General features: G+C 47.7%; 17 protein-coding genes and 1 pseudogene. 17 read left to right on the plus strand and 1 reads right to left on the minus strand.

Annotation, left to right across the window (positions count from 1 at the left end; translation table 11 throughout):
* Window positions 1-254 precede the first annotated feature (254 nt).
* The 17 genes and pseudogenes from ABU165_RS03860 (at window position 255) to ABU165_RS03940 (ending at window position 20669) form a co-directional block, all read left to right on the plus strand.
* Window positions 255-3353, plus strand: coding sequence for a GNAT family N-acetyltransferase (locus ABU165_RS03860; protein ID WP_318059487.1), 3099 nt, complete (start codon window positions 255-257; stop codon window positions 3351-3353).
* Window positions 3350-4210, plus strand: a complete 861-nt coding sequence (locus ABU165_RS03865) for an amidohydrolase family protein (RefSeq protein ID WP_009795668.1) — start codon at window positions 3350-3352, stop codon at window positions 4208-4210. The genes ABU165_RS03860 and ABU165_RS03865 overlap by 4 nt, the downstream gene beginning before the upstream one ends.
* An 82-nt stretch (window positions 4211-4292) precedes the next feature.
* Window positions 4293-5141: a DegV family protein gene (locus ABU165_RS03870; RefSeq protein WP_101549790.1), complete on the plus strand. Its 849-nt coding sequence runs from the start codon at window positions 4293-4295 to the stop codon at window positions 5139-5141.
* A gap of 143 nt (window positions 5142-5284) precedes the next feature.
* The gene (locus tag ABU165_RS03875; RefSeq protein ID WP_094767200.1) at window positions 5285-5929 is read left to right on the plus strand and encodes an HD domain-containing protein; all 645 of its coding nucleotides are present in this window, start codon (window positions 5285-5287) and stop codon (window positions 5927-5929) included.
* Window positions 5926-7806, plus strand: a complete 1881-nt coding sequence (gene abc-f, locus ABU165_RS03880) for a ribosomal protection-like ABC-F family protein (RefSeq protein ID WP_101549787.1) — start codon at window positions 5926-5928, stop codon at window positions 7804-7806. Before ABU165_RS03875 ends, abc-f begins: the two co-directional genes overlap by 4 nt.
* Before the next feature lie 82 nt (window positions 7807-7888).
* Window positions 7889-9019: a conserved virulence factor C family protein gene (locus tag ABU165_RS03885; RefSeq protein ID WP_022544103.1), complete on the plus strand. Its 1131-nt coding sequence runs from the start codon at window positions 7889-7891 to the stop codon at window positions 9017-9019.
* A gap of 206 nt (window positions 9020-9225) precedes the next feature.
* A complete protein-coding gene (ilvD, locus tag ABU165_RS03890; RefSeq protein ID WP_101549785.1) occupies window positions 9226-10938 on the plus strand; it encodes a dihydroxy-acid dehydratase in 1713 nt (570 codons plus the stop codon).
* Window positions 10939-11013: 75 nt separating this feature from the next.
* Entirely contained in the window at window positions 11014-11448 is a 435-nt protein-coding gene (locus tag ABU165_RS03895; RefSeq protein ID WP_022544102.1) for a BrxA/BrxB family bacilliredoxin, read from the plus strand.
* Window positions 11449-11565: 117 nt separating this feature from the next.
* Window positions 11566-12342 carry a class I SAM-dependent methyltransferase gene (locus ABU165_RS03900; RefSeq protein ID WP_318059630.1) on the plus strand — a complete coding sequence of 259 codons (777 nt, stop codon included), beginning with the start codon at window positions 11566-11568 and terminating at the stop codon, window positions 12340-12342.
* 343 nt (window positions 12343-12685) lie between these two features.
* Window positions 12686-13868: pseudogene (locus ABU165_RS03905) on the plus strand (LL-diaminopimelate aminotransferase).
* 28 nt (window positions 13869-13896) lie between these two features.
* Entirely contained in the window at window positions 13897-14487 is a 591-nt protein-coding gene (locus ABU165_RS03910; protein WP_094767205.1) for a YpjP family protein, read from the plus strand.
* A 104-nt stretch (window positions 14488-14591) separates the two neighbouring features.
* Entirely contained in the window at window positions 14592-15173 is a 582-nt protein-coding gene (locus ABU165_RS03915; RefSeq protein WP_009795629.1) for a TerD family protein, read from the plus strand.
* A gap of 86 nt (window positions 15174-15259) precedes the next feature.
* The gene (locus ABU165_RS03920) at window positions 15260-16033 is read left to right on the plus strand and encodes a TerC family protein (RefSeq protein ID WP_022544100.1); all 774 of its coding nucleotides are present in this window, start codon (window positions 15260-15262) and stop codon (window positions 16031-16033) included.
* A 174-nt stretch (window positions 16034-16207) separates the two neighbouring features.
* On the plus strand, window positions 16208-17404 hold the full coding sequence (locus ABU165_RS03925) for an HpcH/HpaI aldolase/citrate lyase family protein (protein WP_009795631.1): 1197 nt from the start codon (window positions 16208-16210) through the stop codon (window positions 17402-17404).
* Entirely contained in the window at window positions 17346-18722 is a 1377-nt protein-coding gene (locus tag ABU165_RS03930) for a phosphoribosyltransferase family protein (protein ID WP_318059486.1), read from the plus strand. Before ABU165_RS03925 ends, ABU165_RS03930 begins: the two co-directional genes overlap by 59 nt.
* Window positions 18715-19827 (plus strand): cysteine protease StiP family protein, encoded by a 1113-nt coding sequence (locus ABU165_RS03935; RefSeq protein ID WP_318059485.1) that lies wholly within the window; start codon window positions 18715-18717, stop codon window positions 19825-19827. Before ABU165_RS03930 ends, ABU165_RS03935 begins: the two co-directional genes overlap by 8 nt.
* Complete coding sequence (locus ABU165_RS03940; protein ID WP_148949169.1) at window positions 19824-20669, plus strand: HAD family hydrolase; 846 nt, start codon at window positions 19824-19826, stop codon at window positions 20667-20669. Before ABU165_RS03935 ends, ABU165_RS03940 begins: the two co-directional genes overlap by 4 nt.
* On the opposite strand, the gene ABU165_RS03945 is transcribed toward ABU165_RS03940, so the two are convergent.
* Window positions 20629-20895 carry a hypothetical protein gene (locus ABU165_RS03945; RefSeq protein WP_094767208.1) on the minus strand — a complete coding sequence of 89 codons (267 nt, stop codon included), beginning with the start codon at window positions 20893-20895 and terminating at the stop codon, window positions 20629-20631. The two genes, ABU165_RS03940 and ABU165_RS03945, sit on opposite strands and share 41 nt — an antisense overlap.
* Window positions 20896-21154: the final 259 nt, after the last annotated feature.

Consider the following 21154-nt stretch of genomic DNA (forward strand, 5'->3'; position numbering starts at 1 on the left):
ACAAAAGGCTCTGCTTTGGCAGGGCCTTTTTGCCTGCCATTTTTTCTGTTTTAAAAATTTAGAATTGTCTTTACTTTGATTCTTTAACCTAATACGATAAGAATGGGCGTGCCAAAATGTTCCACCAAGGGGGAACAAGGCAAATAACTGCCCTGATCGAAGGAGGAAATAAAGATGGACAAAGCAGGAAAAATACAAATTCAATGCACCGATAAGATGGAAGGCACGTAGTTAAGAATCGAGGAGGAAGAGACATGGAAAAAGTGATGAATAAGATACAGGTGGTCCCCTACCAGCCTGGATTGGCGGATGCAGTTGCAAAAATGTGGAATATGAGCCGCGATAGCTGGGGCGGCGACAACCGGGTGATGACAGGGGAGCAAGTGAAGACGAAAGAGGAAAACTCGGATAATATCGAACTGTATATCGCCCTGGATGGGGAAGAGGTCGTAGGCTATTGCGGACTTTCAGAATATAAGGAAGATGAAGGTGCGCTTTATATTCCTCTCCTGAATGTGCGGCCTGATTATCATGGCAGAAAAATCGGCAAGCTCCTTGTTCTTGAGGCACTTGGAAAGACTGTGGAGCTCGGGTGGCCGCGTCTGGACCTGTATACTTGGCCAGGCAATACGAAGGCTGTGCCATTGTATAAAAAATGCGGATTCTTTTGGGAAGACAGAGACGACTCCACTCACTTGATGAACTTTATTCCCGCTGTTCTGAATACGCCGCTTTTTAAGCCTGTTTTTGAAAAGCTGGACTGGTACAGTTCAAGCTCGAGGAAAATTGAAGTGAAACCTGATGGAAAAAACGAAAATGGCTTCACTTATTATGACTATGAGTGGGAAGATGAAGGAACTCATGCAAGAGTCCAATTTGAACGTTCAGGAAGGGGCATGCGCCTGATTGAGACAGATGAATTCCTGGCTGAACTTGTTTTAAACAGGCACCAGCTGATTGAGGGGCGGAAAGAGTCCATTTCCTTAAGGATTGTCAATAAATCCGGAAATCCGCTTGCGGTTGAAGCAGCCGGGAAGGACAGCGGGCGCGTGAAATGCAGCTTAACAGCGTCCCTAGTGGTCTCTGGCGAAGAGGTCATCGCAGGAGTGCTGGACATCAGAGAAGGGGAAGCGCCTGACTCCTGGAAGACACACCCATCTGCAGAAGTAGAATTGTCTATAAATGGAAGGAGCTGTTCACTGAAGCTGGGCCTCCATCCTAAAAAGCCGGCCGATGTTACTGCCTCGCTTCTTGGACATTTAAGCTACCAGGGAAAACAGGCAGAGGTTGCTTTCGAGGTTAAAAATAATCTGCCGGAAGATGTAAACGTGGAAATCCGGATTCCGGAAACAGAGAATCTCATTCCTGAATATAAAGAAATTATTCTTGATTTGAAACCGAAAGAGCGGAAAAGCATCTTCCTTCCAGCTGAGGTAAAGAAGCATGGTTTTTCTGAGCACCTGCTGCAGGTGGCTCTAACTGGTTCTAAAGGCGGCCAGTTCCAGTTTGAAAAGAAAGCCGGCATTGCACTGAAGGGTTTTGGCAGCCAATTTGGCGGCGAGACAGAGGAATACTGGCATATCTTCAATGGCAACAGCCAGGTGAATATCAGAAAGCGTGACTATACTGTGAAAGCCGGCCGAAGCGAGAAAATGGATCAGCCATTTGCGTTCTTCCAGCCGAAACTGGGGAAGCCATATACCTCAGAATTCACCAAAAAGAAGCCTGTATCTGCAGAGTGGTATAAAGATGGGGCAGCTATAACCCATAAGCTTGCATTTCTTTCGGAGAATTTGCCTGGAATCAAGCTTAGCATCTTTACATCCCTATATGCTGAAGGACTTGTAAAGAGGTGGATGGAATGTGAAAATGGCAGGGAAGAGCCTGTTGAACAGCTGTATATCTCTCAGTCGATGTACCATGAAGGCAGGGAGATGGTGTTTCCGCTGGACGGGGAAGCAGTTGCGTTTTCAGATATGAAGGAGCTTCTGTATGGAGATGTCAACTTCAGCTCTCTGTCAGGGAATTGGTATTTCGCAGGACAAAGAGGGGAACCGGTAGGGCTTGCCTGGCCGGAAAGCGCCAAGGCGGTGCCGGATAATTGGCAGCTTTCAATTGAATTCCAGACCGGTGAGATCCAGGCGAAAGAAAAGGCGGTCCTCGAACCTGTTTATCTATCAATTGGGGCCTTCCAGTCCTGGGAAGAATTCGCAGCATTTGCAACCAGCTCCCCTTTAGCTGATAAAAAAAGTACAGCCCCTGAGAAGGAGATGATCATCACTTCAGTATGCGGCCTTGATGAAAAATATGCGGCAGACCTGACTTTAATCAATCACAGGCTACAGCCAATTGAAGGGAAGCTCTCCATTTCGGCTGACGGCAGGGTCAAGGCAGCTGAAGAGATTAGGCTTGAGGGAGGAAAAGATTATAAAACCAGCGTTGCATTGGGGGAAAAAGCAGGAATCAGCATTGTGTCTGCAGTTCTTGAGGAAGGCAGCAGCTGCGAAAAAATCGATAGCATCGTTCTGATGCCTGGAGGAGAAGTGCAAATATCATGGGAAGAGAAAGCCGGATTAAAAGTGGCAAAAGCAGTAAACGGGCCAGTGGAAATCAAATCGGCTCCAGGCTTCTATCCTGGACTGTTCTCCATCTCTGTTAACGGAAGAAAATGGCTGGACCACTCTTTCCCTTCACTGCAGGCAAAAGGCTGGTGGAATCCCTGGGGCGGTGGAATGAAGACAATTCCTTCAAAACTGAATGTTTTCTCTATCCTCAAAGGCCAGACAGAGGCGGGGGCAGCTGCGGTCCGGGATAATTCAGGGGAATTGTGGCAGGGACTCAAGGTTACAACAAGGCTTGGAGAGCATCCTGTATGGCAGGGACTTACATTTGCACAATATTATCTCATGCTCCCAGGTGTACCATTGATCGGGTCATTTCTCAGAATAGAGGAAGCGGGCGGCAAGCTCCTTGCCGGTGAGTACGCTGTCACGGATGCTTTCCTGATGGGCGGAAAGCTTGAAGACCTTTCGATCAGGCCGGACGGAGCAGATGAGAATGGCTTTTATACAGCAGGAAAGGGCGAGAATGTTCTCTTTTTGGGGAATGGCTCATCCGTCTGCAGCACACATGCAGAAGAAAAGCTTTATATGGTAGCAAACAGCATGGCTGACCATAATGAGGCATATATGAACAAAGAGGCATGCCAGCTTATATCAAGGCAGCCATTCAGCTCCGGAGGGCGGGATAGCCAGACGAAACCGGTATTCATGCTGTTTGACAGAAGGGATTTATCCGGGAAGCTGCTGGATAGGCTGCAGAAAATCAGTTTCATCAATGAGGAGACAGAATGAAAATAATAGACGCACATATGCATTTTTCACAAATTAAATCTTTTCATGAAACAGCAAGAGACCTTTCGTTTGTTGATTATTCCTATAAAGGGATTTCTGCTGAGTACCGGGATGCAGGTGTCCTGCTCGGAATCGGCATGGGCCTTGAGGAAACAAACGGGATGGGTTTTCCGGACCATGATGCAAGGACGCCGATGATGCTGGACCTGGCTGAATCCCAGCCGGATATAATAGTAGCCTGCGCCGGCATAAATCCATTCAATATGGATTCTGAGGCGCTTGTAAGGCTGGAAGACGTGATTCAGCGCCCCGGGACTGTCGGATTTAAAATCTACCTGGGCTATTATCCTTTTTACGCTTATGACGAAGTATATGAACCAGTCTATAAACTTGCTGAGAAATACAGTGTGCCGGTTGTCTTTCATACTGGCGACACTTATTCAGAAAGAGGGCTGCTGAAGTACTCCCATCCTCTTGCCATCGATGAAGTGGCTGTCAGGCACCGGAATGTCAATTTCATGATGGCTCATTTCGGCGACCCCTGGACCCTGACGGGGGCTGAAATCATCTATAAGAATCCGAACGTATACGCTGATCTCTCAGGACTGATAGTGGGTACGGAAGAAGAACTGAAGAAAAGGAGCGGAGGGCGGTTCCTTGACCACCTTCGCCACGCGATTGAGTTTGCAGATTCATATGATAAATTGATCTTTGGGACCGATTGGCCCTTGATCCCTATAGCTCCATATATTGAGTTTATCAAGGATCTTATCCCTGAAGAGCATCATGAAAAGGTATTTTACTACAATGCCTTGAAACTATTTCCGAGGATCGCGGCTTTTCTGCCGGAAGAATAACAGTGTGCGGCTATCCTTTTTCCTGGGATAGCCGTTTATAAAAAAATATAGAAATACATAATTACCGCAAGGAGGAAACCTGATGGGAAAAGTGGCATGGGTTACCGACAGCACAGCATGCCTGGATGAGGAATTAGCGGCGCACCCGGATGTCTATGTTGTACCGATGACAATCATCATGGATGGCCAGGAGTATATAGAGGGGAGGACCATAAGCGCTGAAGACCTGTTCAGGCGGCTGAAGACACTTTCTTCGCCTCCAAAGACCTCACAGCCTTCTGTGGGCTCTTTTCAGGCTCTTTTTGAAGAGCTTGAAGAAAGCTATGATTCCATTGTGGCTGTCCTTGTATCTGCGAAGCTCAGCGGGACTGTTTCATCCAGCCAGCAGGCAGCACAGCTGGTGAACATACCTGTCTATACAGTCGATTCGGGTATCTTATCTTATCCATTGACGAGGCTGATAAAGGAAGGGATGCTTCTGACAGAATCAGGGATCGAGAGCAGCGAAGCAGCCCGCAGGATCGAGGAAATCGGATCCACATCGGAGACGTTAGTCCTTGTCGGGAGCCTCGAACAGCTTCATCGCAGCGGAAGGATGTCCGGGCTGCAATTCTATTTTGGCAGCCTATTGAGCATTAAGCCGATCATTGCCATTAGCGGCGGGGCACTCAGCATAAAAGAAAAGGCAAGGAGCATCAGGAAGGCCAGGGAACGGATGAAGGCCTTGCTCAAGGAAGCGTATGTACAGCATGGTTTCCGGGAGGTTTTCATTCTTTATGGCCTATATGACAGAGAGGCAAAAGAGTGGATGGCAGATCTAAGGGCCAGCTTTCAGGAAATCGAGTTCAGCGCCTTCCCTCTTGGAGCCACCATCGGGGTTCATGCCGGGGAAAATACCATTGGATTCAGCTGGTTCAACGGACTGAAATAAATCAGTAAGCGGAAAGCCTTGCACAGCAGCAAGGTTTTTTCTTTTGATGTTTTGCTCACATAAAAGGCAGATATAGCTGAGAAGAAACATCCTCCTCCTTTTCATGATAAAATAAGCATCAGCAGGAAAGAGGTGCGTGTTTAATGGAAAAAATAATCTCGCAGGCAGAGCGGTATGTCCGCGCTGAGCTTGGCCGGGATGCTTCAGGGCATGACTGGCATCACATAGATAGAGTCAGGAAAAATGCGTTATATATACAGAGGCAGGAGAAACGGGGAGATGCTTTCATTATTGAAATGGCAGCCCTTTTACATGATATACCCGATGCTAAGCTGAATGCCGATGAGGAAAAAGGATGGGACAGGCTCCGCAGCTTTTTTAGGGAGGCAGGGATTGAAACTGGACTGCAAAGGCAGCTGGAAGAGGTTATCGCCTCTGTTTCCTTCAAAGGGGGCTCCGGCATAAAGGCAGAATCTCCTGAGGCAAGGATTGTCCAGGATGCAGACAGGCTGGATGCCATTGGTGCAATCGGGATTGCCCGGGCATTTGCCTATGGCGGGATGAAAGGCCATGCCCTTTATGACCCGGCACTTTCAGCCAGGGAAGAAATGACACAGGAGGAATATAGGAATGGGCAAACCTCCTCCATCCATCATTTTTATGAAAAACTGCTGAAGCTCCGCGATCTTCTGAATACGGATACAGCTAAAGAGATGGCAAAACAGCGCCATGAATTTATGCAATTATACTTAAATGAATTTTACAGGGAATGGAATGGTCAGTCATGAAGATGATTTCAATTGAAAACTTATCAAAATCTTATGGGGAAAAGCAGCTCTTCCGGGATGTTTCTTTCACGATAGCTGAAAAAGAAAGAGTAGGACTGATCGGCGTCAACGGAACTGGAAAGTCTTCTTTGCTGAAGATCGTGGCTGGAGTGGATGTACCGGATTCAGGGGAGATTGTATGCCCGAAAGATTATAAAGTGTCTTACTCAGAACAGAAGCCTGAGCTGGATCCCCGACTGACAGTGCTTGAGCAGGTATTTGAAGGGGATGCGCCGATATTCCGCCTTTTGAGGGAATATGAACAGGTTATGGCGGGACTCGGAGCTTCGCCTGAGGATACCGGTCTCCAGGATAAGCTTTTTGCTCTTCAGAAAAGGATGGATGAGCTGGATGGCTGGGAAGCGGATGCCAGCGCGAAGGCAATCTTAAGCAGGCTCGGCATCGAGGAATACAGCAGGAAAATCGGGGAGCTTTCCGGAGGGCAGAAGAAGAGGGTTGCCCTTGCACAGGTGCTGATCCAGTCTCCGGATCTTCTAATTCTTGATGAGCCGACCAACCATCTTGATTATGAAACCGTCAAGTGGCTGGAAGAATATCTTAGCCGATTCAATGGCGCGCTCCTGCTGGTCACGCATGACCGTTATTTTCTCGACCGGGTCACAAACAGAATGTTTGAACTGGATGGAGGAAGTCTTTACAGCTATAAGGGCAATTATGCCGCTTTCCTTGAAGCGAAGGCCGTCAGGGAGGAAAACGAGGCTGCTACGATAGAAAAGCAGAAAAATCTTTTCCGCAGGGAACTTGAATGGATCAGAAGAGGTGCAAAAGCCAGGACCACCAAGCAAAAAGCAAGGATTCAGCGCTTTGATCAGCTGGAGGACACCCTGTCTGCTGTCAAAGCATCAGAAAAGCTCGATATGGCTTTATCCGGAAGCAGGCTCGGAAAGCAGGTCTTTGAGCTGAAGGATGCTTTCAAAGCGCTTGGCGGCACGGTTGTGCTTGATGATTTCAGCTTACTGGTCAAGCCGGGCGACAGAATCGGGATTATCGGCAGAAACGGGACAGGAAAGTCCACGCTCCTAAATATACTAGCCGGCAAAATCCCCCTGGATTCAGGGGATCGGATCATCGGCCAGACAGTAAAAGTTGCCTATTATACGCAGGAAAGCGAGGACATGGATGAAAATAAGAGAATGATCGAGTATTTGAAGGAGACAGCCGAGGTCGTGCATACCTCTGATGGCAAAACGATTTCGGCAGCGCAGATGCTAGAGCGGTTCCTTTTCCCGTCAAGCACCCATGGAACACCGATCAGGAAGCTTTCCGGCGGGGAAAAGAGAAGGCTTTATCTTTTGAAAATCCTTTTGTCGGAGCCGAATGTCCTTTTGCTGGATGAGCCGACAAATGATCTGGATACACAGACACTGACCGTGCTTGAAGACTATCTCGACGATTTTGCAGGGGTGGTCATAACTGTTTCTCATGACCGCTATTTTCTTGATAAAGTGGCAGAGCAGCTGCTCATCCTTGAAGGAGGAGGCAGAGTCGGCTCTTACTATGGAAACTATACAGAGTATATTGAGAGCCAGCCGCAGCAGGCAAAGCCAAAGAGCGTGAAGCAGGAACCTAAACCAAAGCAGGAGGCAAAGCCGAAGAAAAAGCGCATGTCCTACAATGAGCAAAGAGAGTGGGACAGCATCGACGGAAAGATTGCCGCGGCAGAAAAGCGCCTTGAGGAAATTGCCGGTGAGATGGCAGAAACGGGCAGCGATTTTATGAAGGCAAATGAACTTCTCGAGGAAGAAGCAAGTTTAAATGAGCAGCTTGAAGAGCTTATTGAAAGATGGAGCTATCTGGCCGAGCTCGCAGAGGGCTGAGAGCAAGCAGAGGGCCGGCAATGGGCTGGTCCCATATGTTAAGATGAAACAAATTCTATCGAATCATGAGGAGGAACCATCATTGAAAATAAAATCAATTGAGCCTACACCAAGCCCGAATACGATGAAAATCATCCTTGACGAAGAATTGCCTATGGGCAAAAGCAATAATTATAAAAAGGACAAGACAGATGGAGCGCCAAAGGTTGTTTTGGATATCCTTCAGATAGAAGGAATCAAAGGGGTATATCATGTAGCAGATTTCCTCGCGGTTGAACGAAATGCAAAATTTGACTGGAAAGAGCTTCTCCCTCAAGTCCGTAAGGCATTCGGAGAGGAAGCAGAAGAATCAGGCGGCGAGGCAGCCTTGAATGAGCATTATGGCGAGGTAAAAGTCCAGGTGCAGATGTACAAAGATATCCCGATGCAGATCAAACTGACTGATGGAACTGAAGAGAAGCGCTTTGGACTGCCGGAAGCTTACGTGCAGGCAGTGCGTGAAGTTCAGCAGCCTGATGATAATGTTGTTATGAGCAGAAAGTGGAAGGAATTTGGTGTCAGGTACGGGGATATGGACCAGGTCGGGCAGGATATTCTTGAAGAATTGCTGGCAGCCTACCCTGAAAGCAGGCTGAAGAGCCTTATCGAGCAAGGCAAGCATGGCGCAGCTGCAGACAGCAGGCCTGCTAGGACAAAAAGGAAGCTGTCGCCTGAGGATCTTGACAGCAGTGATTGGCGGATACGCTATCAGCTGATGGAACAGATGGAAGATCCGGGGGTGGAGGATTATCCTGTCCTCGAAAGGGCGCTTGAAGACGAAAAGGCTTCAATCCGCAGGCTGGCAGCCGTTTATCTCGGGATGATCGAAGACAAAAGTGTTCTTCCATATCTATATAAAGCTTTGAAGGATAAAAGTGTAACTGTAAGGAGAACGGCGGGTGACTGCTTATCAGATCTTGGTTTTCCTGAAGCAGAGGAAGCAATGATGGATGCCCTCCAGGATCCGAGCAAGCTTGTCCGCTGGCGTGCAGCCATGTTCCTGTATGAAGAAGGTACTGAAAAGTCGCTCCCGGCATTAAAGGATGCTGAAGAAGATCCTGAATTTGAAGTCAGCATGCAGATCAAGATGGCCATTGAGCGGATTGAACAGGGTGAAGAGGCCAAGGGTTCTGTGTGGAAGCAAATGACCGAAGCCAGGAACCAAAACAGCTGATCTTTAAACATACTTTAATAGATAAGATGAAAGGGTCCTGGACAAAACGTTCAGGATCCTTCTTCCTTATTTCCTGAGTTGTACTGTGTTGCTTTAGTGCTAATCTGCTTTTTAGCAATAAAAAATCATTAAATTTTGTGAAAATTATTGCAATTGCTGAAAAAGTCCTCTATATTGAAAAGAAAATCTTTCAGGAGGGCTCATAATTGGGAAGAGATCTTAGAATAAAAAGCCATGTAATCAGCGAGGATGAAAGGCGCGCACCAAACCGGGCGATGCTGCGGGCAGTAGGGTTCACGGATGAAGATTTCAAAAAGCCGATGATCGGCATTGCAAGCACATGGAGCGAAGTGACTCCGTGCAATATACATATCAATGAACTTGCTTTCAAGGCGAAGGACGGTGCCAGGGAAGCCGGGGGAGCTCCGCTTGTATTCAATACGATTACTGTTTCTGACGGAATCTCCATGGGAACAGAGGGGATGAGGTATTCCCTTCCGAGCCGCGACCTGATTGCTGATTCCATTGAAACGGTCGTTGGGGGTGAAAGCCTGGACGGCTTTGTTGCCATTGGAGGCTGCGATAAAAATATGCCCGGCTGCCTGATGGCCATCGCAAGGATGAACCTGCCTGCTGTTTTTGTGTATGGGGGCACAATCAAGCCTGGCAAGCTGCAGGGACAGGATATCGATATTGTGTCAGTATTTGAAGGGGTAGGACAGTTCAATGGCGGGGCCATTGATAAAGCTGGACTCAATGAGATCGAATGCCATGCTTGTCCGGGGGCCGGCTCCTGCGGCGGAATGTACACAGCCAATACGATGGCAAGCGCTATCGAGGCGCTGGGAATGAGCCTTCCGGGCAGTTCCTCCAATCCGGCAGAAACAGATGAAAAGCGGCAGGATTGCCATGAAGCAGGAAAGGCAGTCTACCGCCTTTTGGAGCAGGATATCAGGCCAAGGGATATTCTTACGAAGGAAGCGTTTGAGAATGCAATTACTGTCGTGATGGCTTTGGGCGGTTCCACAAATGCCATCCTCCATTTGATGGCCATCGCCCATTCTGCTGAAGTGGATCTGTCACTTGAGGACTTCAACCGCCTTCAGAAAACGGTCCCCCATATAGCCGATTTAAAGCCGAGCGGAAAATATGTCATGCAGAATCTCCATGAAGCAGGAGGAGTCAGTGCAGTTATGAAAATGCTGCTGAGTGAAGGGCTGCTTCACGGCGATTGTCTGACTGTGACGGGCAAGACGCTCGCTGAAAATCTGGAAGAAGCAGAAGATCTGAAAGCTGGCCAAAAGGTCATCTACCCGCTTAATGCCCCTCTTCGGGAAAACGGGCCGCTTGTAGTCCTGAAAGGCAATCTTGCCCCGGAAGGCGCCGTAGCGAAGGTATCCGGCCTGAAGGTCACCAGGCACACCGGGCCTGCCAAGGTGTTTGATGATGAGGAGTCTGCTACAGATGCTGTCCTGAAGGGTGACATTCAGGCTGGTGATGTACTGGTCATCAGGTACGAAGGGCCAAAAGGCGGGCCTGGCATGCCGGAAATGCTTTCTATTTCGGGCATCCTCGTAGGAAAAGGTCTTGGCGAAAGTGTGGCCCTGCTGACAGACGGGCGTTTCTCGGGAGGTACCCATGGCCTTGTGGTAGGACATATCGCTCCGGAAGCACAGGTCGGCGGACCGATTGCCCTAATACAGACAGGTGACAGGATTACTATTGACAGCACCGAACAGACACTTGAAGTGGATGTCTCTCCTGCTGAACTGGAAGAGAGGAAGAAATCCTGGGATCCGCCGCCGCTTTTAACCCGCGGAGCCCTGGCTAAGTATACAAGGCTCGTTTCCTCCGCTTCAAGGGGGGCTGTCACTGACCATTTTGAGGAAGAGCCTGCTGCCAGGCCGCTTAAAGTGTAGAGTGCCCTCCAATTGCAATCAGAGCTGATGTTATAGTATGCTATCATTGCAAACGTTTAAAGGAGGCAATCAAACATGTCTATGGCATATGAAGAATATATGAGGCAGATGGTAAAGCCGATGCGTGCAGAGCTTACACGCGCAGGCTTCAATGAGCTAACAACAGAAGATGAGGTTGAACAGTTTATGGAAAGTACAGAAGGGACAACGCTCGTGGTTGTTAACTCTGTCTGCGGATGTGCGGCCGGACTGGCGCGTCCTGCTGCGACCCAGGCTGTTATGCATGCTGAAAAGAAGCCTGATCACCTTGTCACTGTATTTGCCGGGCAGGATAAAGAAGCGACAGCAAAGATGCGTGAATATTTCGATGGGATTGAGCCTTCTTCACCAAGCATGGCTTTAATGAAGGGAAAGGAAGTTGTACACTTTATCCCGCGCCATGATATTGAAGGCTTCCCGATGGAGACCATCATGGAAAATCTTCTGGCTGCATTTGAGGAAAACTGCTGAACAACACAGAAAGGATGCCGTAAAAGGCATCCTTTCGCATTGTTTGCCTTTTCTCAAAAGAGAAATATCTTGGTGACAAAAAGAGATTATTACTATTCAGTCAGGAAGGTAGAAAAGATGTTTGTAACTACAGCGGGCAGGACAAGCCCTGGCATGATCCAGGCGGCAAAAGAAGCGGCAGCTGAACTTGGCGTCGCCTTTCATCCCCGAAAGAGCCATTCTGTCTCTTCACTGCAGGAGCAGTGGAAGGATGATTGCATCGTATATGGCAAAAACAGGCTCGAATTATTTTCATATGGAAAAAGCTCACCGTACTTCTTTCATCCGAATTCCGCAGCATTCAGGATAAAAAGGCTGATGAGAGGCGAGTCTGACCCTTTTTTTGAAGCAGCGAAAATCGAGCCCGGGGACACAGTGGCGGACTGCACGCTCGGCCTTGCTTCAGACAGCATCATCGCAAGCTATGCAGCCGGTCCTTCCGGTAAAGTGACCGGTGTGGAAGGTAATCCCTTCCTTGCTTATCTCGCAGAGAAGGGGCTTAAAACCTGGAAATCCGGAGTTCCGCAAATGGATGAGGCGATGGAGAGGGTCGAGGTCATCAGTGCTCTCTCCCTTGACTACTTGAAGGGCAGGCAGGACCAGTCCGCAGATATTGTATACTTTGACCCCATGTTCGAGGAAAAACTGTTGGACTCCGACGGAATCAAGGAACTGGCTAAGTTTGCTGTGTATGGGCTGTCCGGGGAGCTGATAGAAGAAGCCAAAAGGGTTTCGCGGAAGAGGGTCGTCCTGAAAGACCATTTCCGGAGCGAAAGATTCAGCACCTTCGGCTTTGAGGTTTACCGGCGGAAATCTTCCCGCTTTCACTTTGGAGTTCTGGAAAGAAAAAAATAAGCAAGCAAAATAAAAACCAAGGCACAGGGATTCCCCTGCGCCTTGGTTTTTATTTTGCATACATTTTAATCCGTTATCGACAGGAATACAAAATATCCCAGCACCATCAGGCTTACAGCAACAAAAACAATTTCCCACTCCATTATTATCCTCCTCGGACTATATATTCATTTACCATTAGTCTTATATTATCCCCAATATTTTCTCCCTTTAATCTCATTTTTCTAGGAAACTTTCTTTTTTTTCAAAAATTTTTCTCCCCAATTTTTCTTTTTTCCTAAAAAAAGAGTATAATATTTTCTAAGTAAGCATCAGGCTTTTAAGAATGCTGGAGGGTACTAGTATGAAGATATCCATGGCAGAGAGAATGGAAGCATTTGGGGAAAGTGTATTTGCAGAACTGTCCCGTATGAAGAAAGCGAAGATCTCAGCAGGTGAAGATGTGATCGATCTGAGCATCGGCAGCCTTGACCTGCCCCCTCCGTTATTTATCAGGGAGGCGATCGCTGAGGGAGCGCTGGACAGCACCCAGTACGGCTACTCCCTTGCAGGGACAGAAAGCTTTTTGCAATGCAGTCAGCTCTTATTACCAGAATAATCACGGTGTATACATAGATCCCAAGGAACAATGCTCCCTCCTTATGGGCTCCCAGGATGGTCTCGTCCATCTGCCGCTTGCTTTGTGCAGCCCGGGCGATTATATACTGATGCCCGATCCAGGATATACCGCATATGCAGCGGGTGCCGCCCTGGCAGGGGCAAAGATATATTCAATGCCTCTCATGAAAGAAAAGCAATTTCTCCCGGATTTCTCAGAAATACCGGAAGAAATAAGGAAAAAGGCGAGGATGATGATCTTGAACTTTCCCGGCAATCCTGTGCCAGGCCTTGCGACTGAAGCATTTTTCAGGGAGGCAATAGAGTTTGCCAAAAAATACGAGATTGTGATATTGCATGATTTTGCATACTCTGAGCTCTATTTCGAAGAAAAACCGGTAAGCTTTTTAGCTGTCGAAGGCGCATTTGAAACAGGGATAGAAATGAATTCCCTTTCTAAGAGCTTCAACATGGCAGGCTGCCGGATTGCCTATGCAGCTGGGAATGAAGACATCATCCGCATGATCTCAGACCTGAAATCCCATCTGGATTACGGTGTATTCCATCCCATCCAGACCGCGGCTGCCAGGGCTCTTGAGGATCAGTCGGGTTTCCTGGCCGAATCAAGAGAGGTCTACAGGAAACGCAGGGATGCCCTAGTAGAAAGCCTTCGGGAGGCAGGATGGGATATCGACAGCCCGAAAGGTTCGATGTTCCTCTGGGCAGAAATTCCAAACGGCACCAGCTCCAGGGAGTTCAGTATCCGCATGCTGGAGGAAGCTGGAGTGGCTGTTACACCGGGAAGCGCGTTCGGTGCGGCCGGCGAGGGATTCGTACGGATTGCACTCGTTCAGCCTGAAGGCAGGCTCCGGCAGGCCGCTCGGAAAATAAGCTCTTCCGGCATATTAAAAAAGAAATCTACCGCATGAAAATAGCCTTTTATGAGGAGGGATAAAAATGCCTAAGTGGCTGCGCAAATCGTTTGTGGTGATGGTAACCATCCTTACCTTTGGGCTGGTTACGCCATCACAGGCATTTTTGTATGATAATGCAAACCAGGACAGGTCCCCTAAGCGCGATGTCCTGGAGGCACAGGCAGAAGGACTGGACCTTGCTGCACCTGAGGAGGATGAGGAATCGATCAGGCAAAGGTTCATCCAGACTGCTGTCCAGGAGGCGGAGAACCAGTCTTATATTAAGTTCGGGGGAAAGATCAAACCCGTCATAGAAGATGAGTTCCGTGAAGTCATCCTGCCGAATATTGAAAAAGCAGTGGAGGAAACAGCTGCAAGGATACCAGGGAGCGACCTGGGCAATCTGGAAATTACCGAATGGCCAGGCGGGGGCAACTCGGAAAAAATCTTCCATATTGTCAACCGGCAATCCAATGAAGATGTCCTTCGTTTTCATGTCAGGAGGGACCATCCGCCCCAGGAGGGATACTGGTTCAACTTCCACTACCATACCTCTGAGGATGCCTTCCAAAAGCATCATGAGCTGGGCTCCATCTACTGGAATAAAAATACTCCGCCAAAATGGCTGAGCTGAGATTTGAAATGTAAGCAAAAATATGAAAAAATATGCTTGTAGTTTTGAAACTTTTTAAAGATTGAAACGTAAGCATACTATCACAATAATTGGAGGTAGAAAAAATGGCAGTTAGTTTATCAAAAGGACAGAAGGTAGATTTGACAAAATCCAATCCGGGCCTCACAAATGTAATCGTAGGGGTAGGCTGGGATGTAAATAAGTATGACGGAGGAGCAGACTTTGACCTTGATTCCTCGGTTTTCCTTCTTGGGGAAAACGGCAAGGTTACTTCTGAGGCGGATTTCGTTTTCTATAATAACACAACAGGCGGAAACGGCTCTGTCGTACATACCGGAGATAACCGGACAGGCGAAGGAGAAGGCGATGATGAGCAGGTAAAGGTTGAGCTCGGTGCTGTACCGGCAAATGTCCAGCGCATTACATTCACTATCACAATCCATGATGGCGAGGCGCGCAGCCAGAACTTCGGGCAGGTTTCCAATTCTTATGTCCGCATCCTTAACGGCGAAACAAATGAAGAGCTGATCCGCTATGACCTTGGAGAAGACTTCTCCATCGAGACAGCACTTGTTGTAGGCGAACTGTACAGGCACGGCGGAGAGTGGAAATTCAGCGCGATCGGGTCCGGCTATCAGGGCGGCCTTGGTGCACTTGCAACTGACTTTGGCCTGCAGATTGGATAATCCCTTTTTTATTATTGATCTTTGAGACTCGGCTCTGCCGGGTCTTTCGTTAGCACTTATATAAGGTAATGGAGGAACTTCAAGAGATGACAATTTTTCAAGGTTTTATAGATACATATGCCGCATTCTTTGACTGGCAGATGTGGGCGGAAGTTCTAAGCGACCCTGTTAGCTGGGGACTTATCGGAACACTCGTAATCCTGGAAGGACTGCTTTCAGCCGACAATGCACTTGTACTGGCTGTTATGGTAAAACACCTTCCGCCGGAGCAGCGGAAAAAGGCTCTATTCTACGGATTGCTTGGGGCATACCTCTTCCGTTTCATTGCAATTGGAATTGGGGTATTCCTGATTAAGCTGTGGTGGGTAAAGATTTTGGGAGCCGGCTACCTGGCATGGCTTGCTATTAAATATTTCATTGATAAGAAGAAAGGCGTCGGCGATGATGAGGAGCTTGAAGGCCTCAATCAAAGCGGTTTGCTGATCCGCCTGTTTGGTACTTTCTGGGGAACAGTAGCAGCGGTAGAACTTATGGATATAGCTTTCTCAGTTGACAGCGTCCTGGCGGCATTTGGAGTCAGTGATCAAATCTGGGTACTTCTTCTCGGCGGAATGCTAGGGGTCCTGATGATGCGTGGTGTAGCAGGAGTATTCCTTAAGCTGATCGATAAAGTGCCTGAGCTGGAAACAAGCGCATATGTGCTGATTTTGCTCATTGCTGTGAAGATGCTCCTTGGAGTATTCCATATCCACATTGATCATATCTATTTCTTCCTTCTGCTGATAGTAGTCTTCGGAGCGACTTTCATCGTCCACTTTATGAATAAAAAGAAGGCTGAGCAGGGCCAGAAAAGCAACTGACAGACGTATAGAAACAAGGAAAGGGAACTGACAATTGTCCGCTCCTTTTCTTTTTATCCTTTTTTGGCAGTTTGAAAGCTTCTTAGATTGGACAAATATGCTTAGGGGGATGCTTGAATAATCCTTTAAGACAAGCATTCCCCTCTTTTACTATGCATGAATAGGAGAATTAAAATGAAATTATTTGCTGATTTGGAAGACAGGGAAATTGACAGGCTCTTTTATAAAAAGCCGGGGTCCTTCTCTAAACGTTCCCCGAAAGAGCTGTTGTCCTATTGCTTAGGCGCAACGCTCTATATGCCTGCAACAAGGCCTAATATTCATCAGGATCTGCTCTCAAAGAAGCATTCTGGCCTTACTTCCATGGTGATCTGCCTGGAGGATGCCATTGGCGATTCAGAAGTGGAGCAGGCTGAAGAAAGCCTGCTGGCTGAACTTAAGCTCCTTCATCAAGAGCTGGGGAAGGGATATTTCCAGGAGGATGATCTGCCGCTTATTTTTATAAGGATCCGCAGCCATGGACAGCTGGAGCGGCTGTTTTCCAGGATGGGACAGGAAATAAGCATGCTGACAGGAGTCGTCATTCCTAAATTTGACCCTGTCGAAGGAGCAGAATCACTGGCAGAAATCAGCCGCAGGAATAGAGAAGGCCACGTTCTATATGCAATGCCGATTCTGGAAACAAAGAAAATCATCCAGAAAGAAACAAGAGTCGGAGAGCTTCTGGACATAAAAGCGCTTCTTGAACAATATAGGGATATTATTCTTAATGTCAGGATAGGGGCGACCGATTTTTCCGGTCTATACGGCATCAGGAGAAATTCGGATAACACGGTATATGATATTGCGGTCATACGGGACTGCATTGCTGATATTATAAATGTTTTTGTGCGTGCCGGCAGCCAGTTCACAGTATCAGGGCCGGTCTGGGAATATTTCTCCTCAAAAGATAGAATGCTAAAGCCCCAGCTGAGGCAGACGCCCTTCCTGGAGAAGTACGGGGAAGCAGGCATCAGGATGAGGACCGGACTGATCGATAAGCATATGGATGGCCTGATCCGTGAAATTATGATGGATATTGCCAATGGCCTGACAGGAAAGACGATCATCCACCCTACCCATATAAGGCCGGTGCAGGCTTTGAATGCCGTTACCCTTGAAGAGTACGAGGATGCCAGGAATATTGCTGCCAGTGCAGAAGGCAGCATTGGCGTCATGAAAAGCGCCTACTCTAACAAAATGAATGAAATCAAGCCGCATTTATATTGGGCGCAGAAAATTCTTTTAAAATCTGAAATATACGGGGTGCTTCATGAAGAATACTCATACATTGACCTGCTCGAAAAAGAAGTATTTGCTTCCAGTTATTGAGGGGCTGAACGTTGAACTTGACATAACTGAAAATCCATATAACATACCTGTTAATCATTTTTTTACAATGGCAGCCCGCATCAACAAGAAAAGGTCATTCCTTTTTGTGAGCAAATTGCTGGGGAAGCATCTCCCCATCCATCCGGAAAAAGGGCTGATCACGGGAGAGCTGCTGGCCGCACGTTATGCAGAATTAAAGGAAGGCTTGCCGCTGCCGGAAACCGAAGAGCTTCTGCAGGCCTTTTTGCTGGATCCGGGAGTAAGCAGGCCGTCCATTCCCTTTGTTGATAAAAAGTACAATCCGGTGATCATCGGCTTTGCAGAGACTGCAACCGCGCTTGGCCACAGCTTTTATAATGCTTTCAAGGCAGCAGGGTATTTTCATACTACAAGAGAAACACTTCCTGAAGCGGTTTCCATAATAGACTTCGAGGAAGAGCATTCTCATGCAACCTCCCATCGCTGCTACGCGGACAGGGAGCTTCTTGACAATCAGCGTGAAGTCATCCTGGTTGATGATGAAATGACCACAGGCAAAACGGCAGTCAATATCATCAGATCCATCCAGGCAGAATTCCCCCGCAGTGAATATACTGTCGCTTCCATATTGGATTGGCGTTCACAGGAAAATCAGGCAGCATTCCAGATGCTTGAAAAAGAACTCGGAATCACGATCAACAGTGTAAGCCTCTTAAAAGGGGAAATGCAGGCTGCAGGAGAACCTGTCATCCAAACGAATATAGAAGACAGAAAACGGGATGCAGGCGGCTCCAGCATAAGCTTCATCAATCTTAGTGAATCGGGGCTTTCTTTTGAAAAAGCCGGGAGTCCTTCAATCACGCTTGGAGGCGGGATCTGCAATATCCCCTATCTCAAAGGAACAGGCAGATTCGGGCTCCAAAAGGGAGCAGAAGAGCCTGAAAGGGACCTGGAGGCTGCAGCCGCACTCCTGGCTAAGAGCAGAAAAGGAGATCATACACTTGTCCTGGGAACAGGAGAGTTCATGTATATCCCTATGAAAGTGGCATCGCAAATGGGGGAAGGGGTCTTTTTTCAGTCCACCACACGAAGCCCTGTCCATGTTCTGGACCGGGAAGGGTACGGGGCAAGGGAAGGATTGTCATTTCCCAATCCTGAGGATGCTGATATCAGGCAATTTGTCTATAATATCACTCCCGGAGTTTATGATGACCTCTTTATCCTCTTTGAACGGGAACCGAATCGGGAAGCGCTTGTCCCATTGCTGGAAGAATTGAAGAAAACAGGGATCAAGGATATAAAAATCGTTTATTTTAATGGAGGGAACAACAATGGCTGAAACAGCAGCAGAAACTTTTGGCTCCTACAGCACGGAAGATGTCATCTTTCTGCTGAAGGACCTCAGTGCATATGAACTGGAAGGGGCAACTGAAAACAGGGAAAAAAAGATTCAGTCAGGCCAGCATTACAGTGAAACGCTTCCGATTGAATACATCCCTCCAGCCCACTATTTAGAGCTGTTCTGGAAAACACTTGAAGACTATAAGGAGAAGGTGGCGCTTTGCACTGCGGTGACATCGGAAAAGCTGCTCAGCAGAAGAGGGGACAAGATTGTCCTTGTTTCACTTGCAAGGGCCGGCACCCCGGTCGGGATCCTGATGAAGCGGTATATAAAGCAGATATACGGGACAACCCTTCCCCATTACAGCATTTCCATCATCCGTGACAGGGGCATTGATGAGAATGCCCTGAAATACATAATAGAAAAGCATCCTGGCTGCAAGATCCAGTTTGTCGATGGGTGGACAGGCAAAGGAGCTATCTCAATTGAATTGACGAAAGCATGCAGCAGCATGAATGAAAAATATGGCTGGAATCTTGATGACACCCTTGCCGTCCTCGCAGATCCAGGCTATTGCACCAGCCTGTATGGGACAAGGGAGGACTTCCTGATTCCAAGCGCCTGCCTGAATTCAACTGTTTCCGGACTTGTCAGCAGGACAGTGCTCAATGACTTAATCGGGCCTGAAGATTTCCACGGTGCCAAATATTACAGCAGCCTTGCAGAGGCGGATGTTTCCAATGAATATATCAGCATAATAGAGGAACAATTTGATTCCGTTATGGAAGAGGCGAAAAAAATCTGTGATGGCTATTCTGCTGAAGCTGAATCCGAACCTGATTTCAGGGGGATGGAGGAAGTAATGGCAATCAAAGAAGAATATGCTATTGAAAGCACGAATTTTGTTAAGCCCGGCGTTGGTGAAACAACACGTGTACTGTTAAGGAGAGTCCCCTGGAAAATTCTGATGAGGGACCCGGAAAGCCCTTATGTCAGGCATATTAAACTCTTGGCAGAAGAACGCGGGGTGGAGATCGTCCGGTACCCTGACATGAGCTATACATGCTGCGGACTGATCAAAAAGGTTGGCGGCCAGTCATGAATATGTTTGCAACAGATCTTGACAGAACAATGATTTATTCAAACAGAGCGCTTGAAGAGCTTGGCTTAGAGGAGGATCTCCAACTGTCAGCTGCCGAGATGAAGGAAGGGCAGCCTGCTGCATTCATGACTTCAAGGTCGCTTAACCTGTTAAGGGAACTTGCAGAAGAAGCACTTGTTGTGCCTGTTACAACCAGGACATATGAACAGTATAAAAGAGTAGGGATATTTGGAAAAGATATCCCTGTCTCTTATGAGGTCACTTCAAATGGAGCCCAAATCCATTATAAGGGGAAACTTCTGGCTGAGTGGACTGAGCTGGTATATAAGCGCCTTAAGGAAGAGTGCGCGCTTCAGGAGGAAATGGCTGAGTTTGCTGAAGGATGCAGATTTCCCGGAACTTTGAAAAAAGCAGGGGATTCTTTCTTTTACTATATCCTCCAGGAGCGCATCAGCCTTCAGGAAAAGAAAAAACTCGAAGAGGATGTCCGCCGTCTCGGGTGGCGTATATCCCTGCAAGGCAGGAAGCTTTACTTTATTCCTATTCCTGTCTGCAAGGGAGAGGCGGTTAAATTCATCAGCAAAAGAGAGGGAGCAGATATTCTTGCCGGTGCGGGAGATTCCCTTCTCGATTATGATTTCCTGAAGGTATGCCACCATGCTTTTGTCCCGGATCATGGAGAGCTTTCTATGGAGATGCCTCATGGATTCACCTGCAATTTTTCGGAGAACAGGGGAATACTTGCCGGAGAAGAAATCCTCCTGAAGGCATTCAGGCTGCTTCTTGGCCGGGAAGCTGCCTTCAGCGGTAATCCTGCCTCCGGCCGGACTGCCCTTTTATAAAGAAATGAAGCAATAACAGGAGCAGGCTCCCAAATGCATAAAAAGCAAGAAAAACCGCAAGCGCATAAGACGGTGAGTGATGAAGCGGGTATGTCATGATGGCGAGCACGGCTGACCAGAGCAGGAGGTCAATGAATTGGTAAGCGCCGGAAGTCATGATCTGGCGGACAGCTTCCAGTTCATTCCTGCAGCTTTCATAGGAGGGCCTTTTAATCAGGAAGCGCAAGGGATCACCTTCTTTAATTATTTGTACTCAACTATATGCAGGGATAAGCCCGTTGGTGATTGTGCAGGGGAAGAGTGAATATAACTTGTTTTAATCATATTAATATTGAAACTTTTTTCAGCCTGATCCGTATATTCTAATAGAGCTAAAAGCCAGTGCTGAAGGCTATCGTTGTTAAAACATGCACCTGATATGATATGATGAAAGAAATTTACATAAGCCATTAGGGCTAAATCTTTCGCTCCTAGAGGGAAGGGAT

Source organism: Cytobacillus sp. T106 (assembly GCF_040492155.1).
GTDB lineage: Bacteria > Bacillota > Bacilli > Bacillales > Cytobacillaceae > Bacillus_AB > Bacillus_AB infantis.

Bases quoted from the DNA above. Each gene is read 5' to 3' on its own strand.
- ABU165_RS03860 (WP_318059487.1), top strand. From the start codon at position 255: ATGGAAAAAGTGATGAATAAGATACAGGTGGTCCCCTACCAGCCTGGA.
- ABU165_RS03865 (WP_009795668.1), top strand. From the start codon at position 3,350: ATGAAAATAATAGACGCACATATGCATTTTTCACAAATTAAATCTTTT.
- ABU165_RS03870 (WP_101549790.1), top strand. From the start codon at position 4,293: ATGGGAAAAGTGGCATGGGTTACCGACAGCACAGCATGCCTGGATGAG.
- ABU165_RS03875 (WP_094767200.1), top strand. From the start codon at position 5,285: ATGGAAAAAATAATCTCGCAGGCAGAGCGGTATGTCCGCGCTGAGCTT.
- abc-f (WP_101549787.1), top strand. From the start codon at position 5,926: ATGAAGATGATTTCAATTGAAAACTTATCAAAATCTTATGGGGAAAAG.
- ABU165_RS03895 (WP_022544102.1), top strand. From the start codon at position 11,014: ATGTCTATGGCATATGAAGAATATATGAGGCAGATGGTAAAGCCGATG.
- ABU165_RS03900 (WP_318059630.1), top strand. From the start codon at position 11,566: ATGTTTGTAACTACAGCGGGCAGGACAAGCCCTGGCATGATCCAGGCG.
- ABU165_RS03910 (WP_094767205.1), top strand. From the start codon at position 13,897: ATGCCTAAGTGGCTGCGCAAATCGTTTGTGGTGATGGTAACCATCCTT.
- ABU165_RS03915 (WP_009795629.1), top strand. From the start codon at position 14,592: ATGGCAGTTAGTTTATCAAAAGGACAGAAGGTAGATTTGACAAAATCC.
- ABU165_RS03920 (WP_022544100.1), top strand. From the start codon at position 15,260: ATGACAATTTTTCAAGGTTTTATAGATACATATGCCGCATTCTTTGAC.
- ABU165_RS03925 (WP_009795631.1), top strand. From the start codon at position 16,208: ATGAAATTATTTGCTGATTTGGAAGACAGGGAAATTGACAGGCTCTTT.
- ABU165_RS03930 (WP_318059486.1), top strand. From the start codon at position 17,346: ATGAAGAATACTCATACATTGACCTGCTCGAAAAAGAAGTATTTGCTT.
- ABU165_RS03935 (WP_318059485.1), top strand. From the start codon at position 18,715: ATGGCTGAAACAGCAGCAGAAACTTTTGGCTCCTACAGCACGGAAGAT.
- ABU165_RS03940 (WP_148949169.1), top strand. From the start codon at position 19,824: ATGAATATGTTTGCAACAGATCTTGACAGAACAATGATTTATTCAAAC.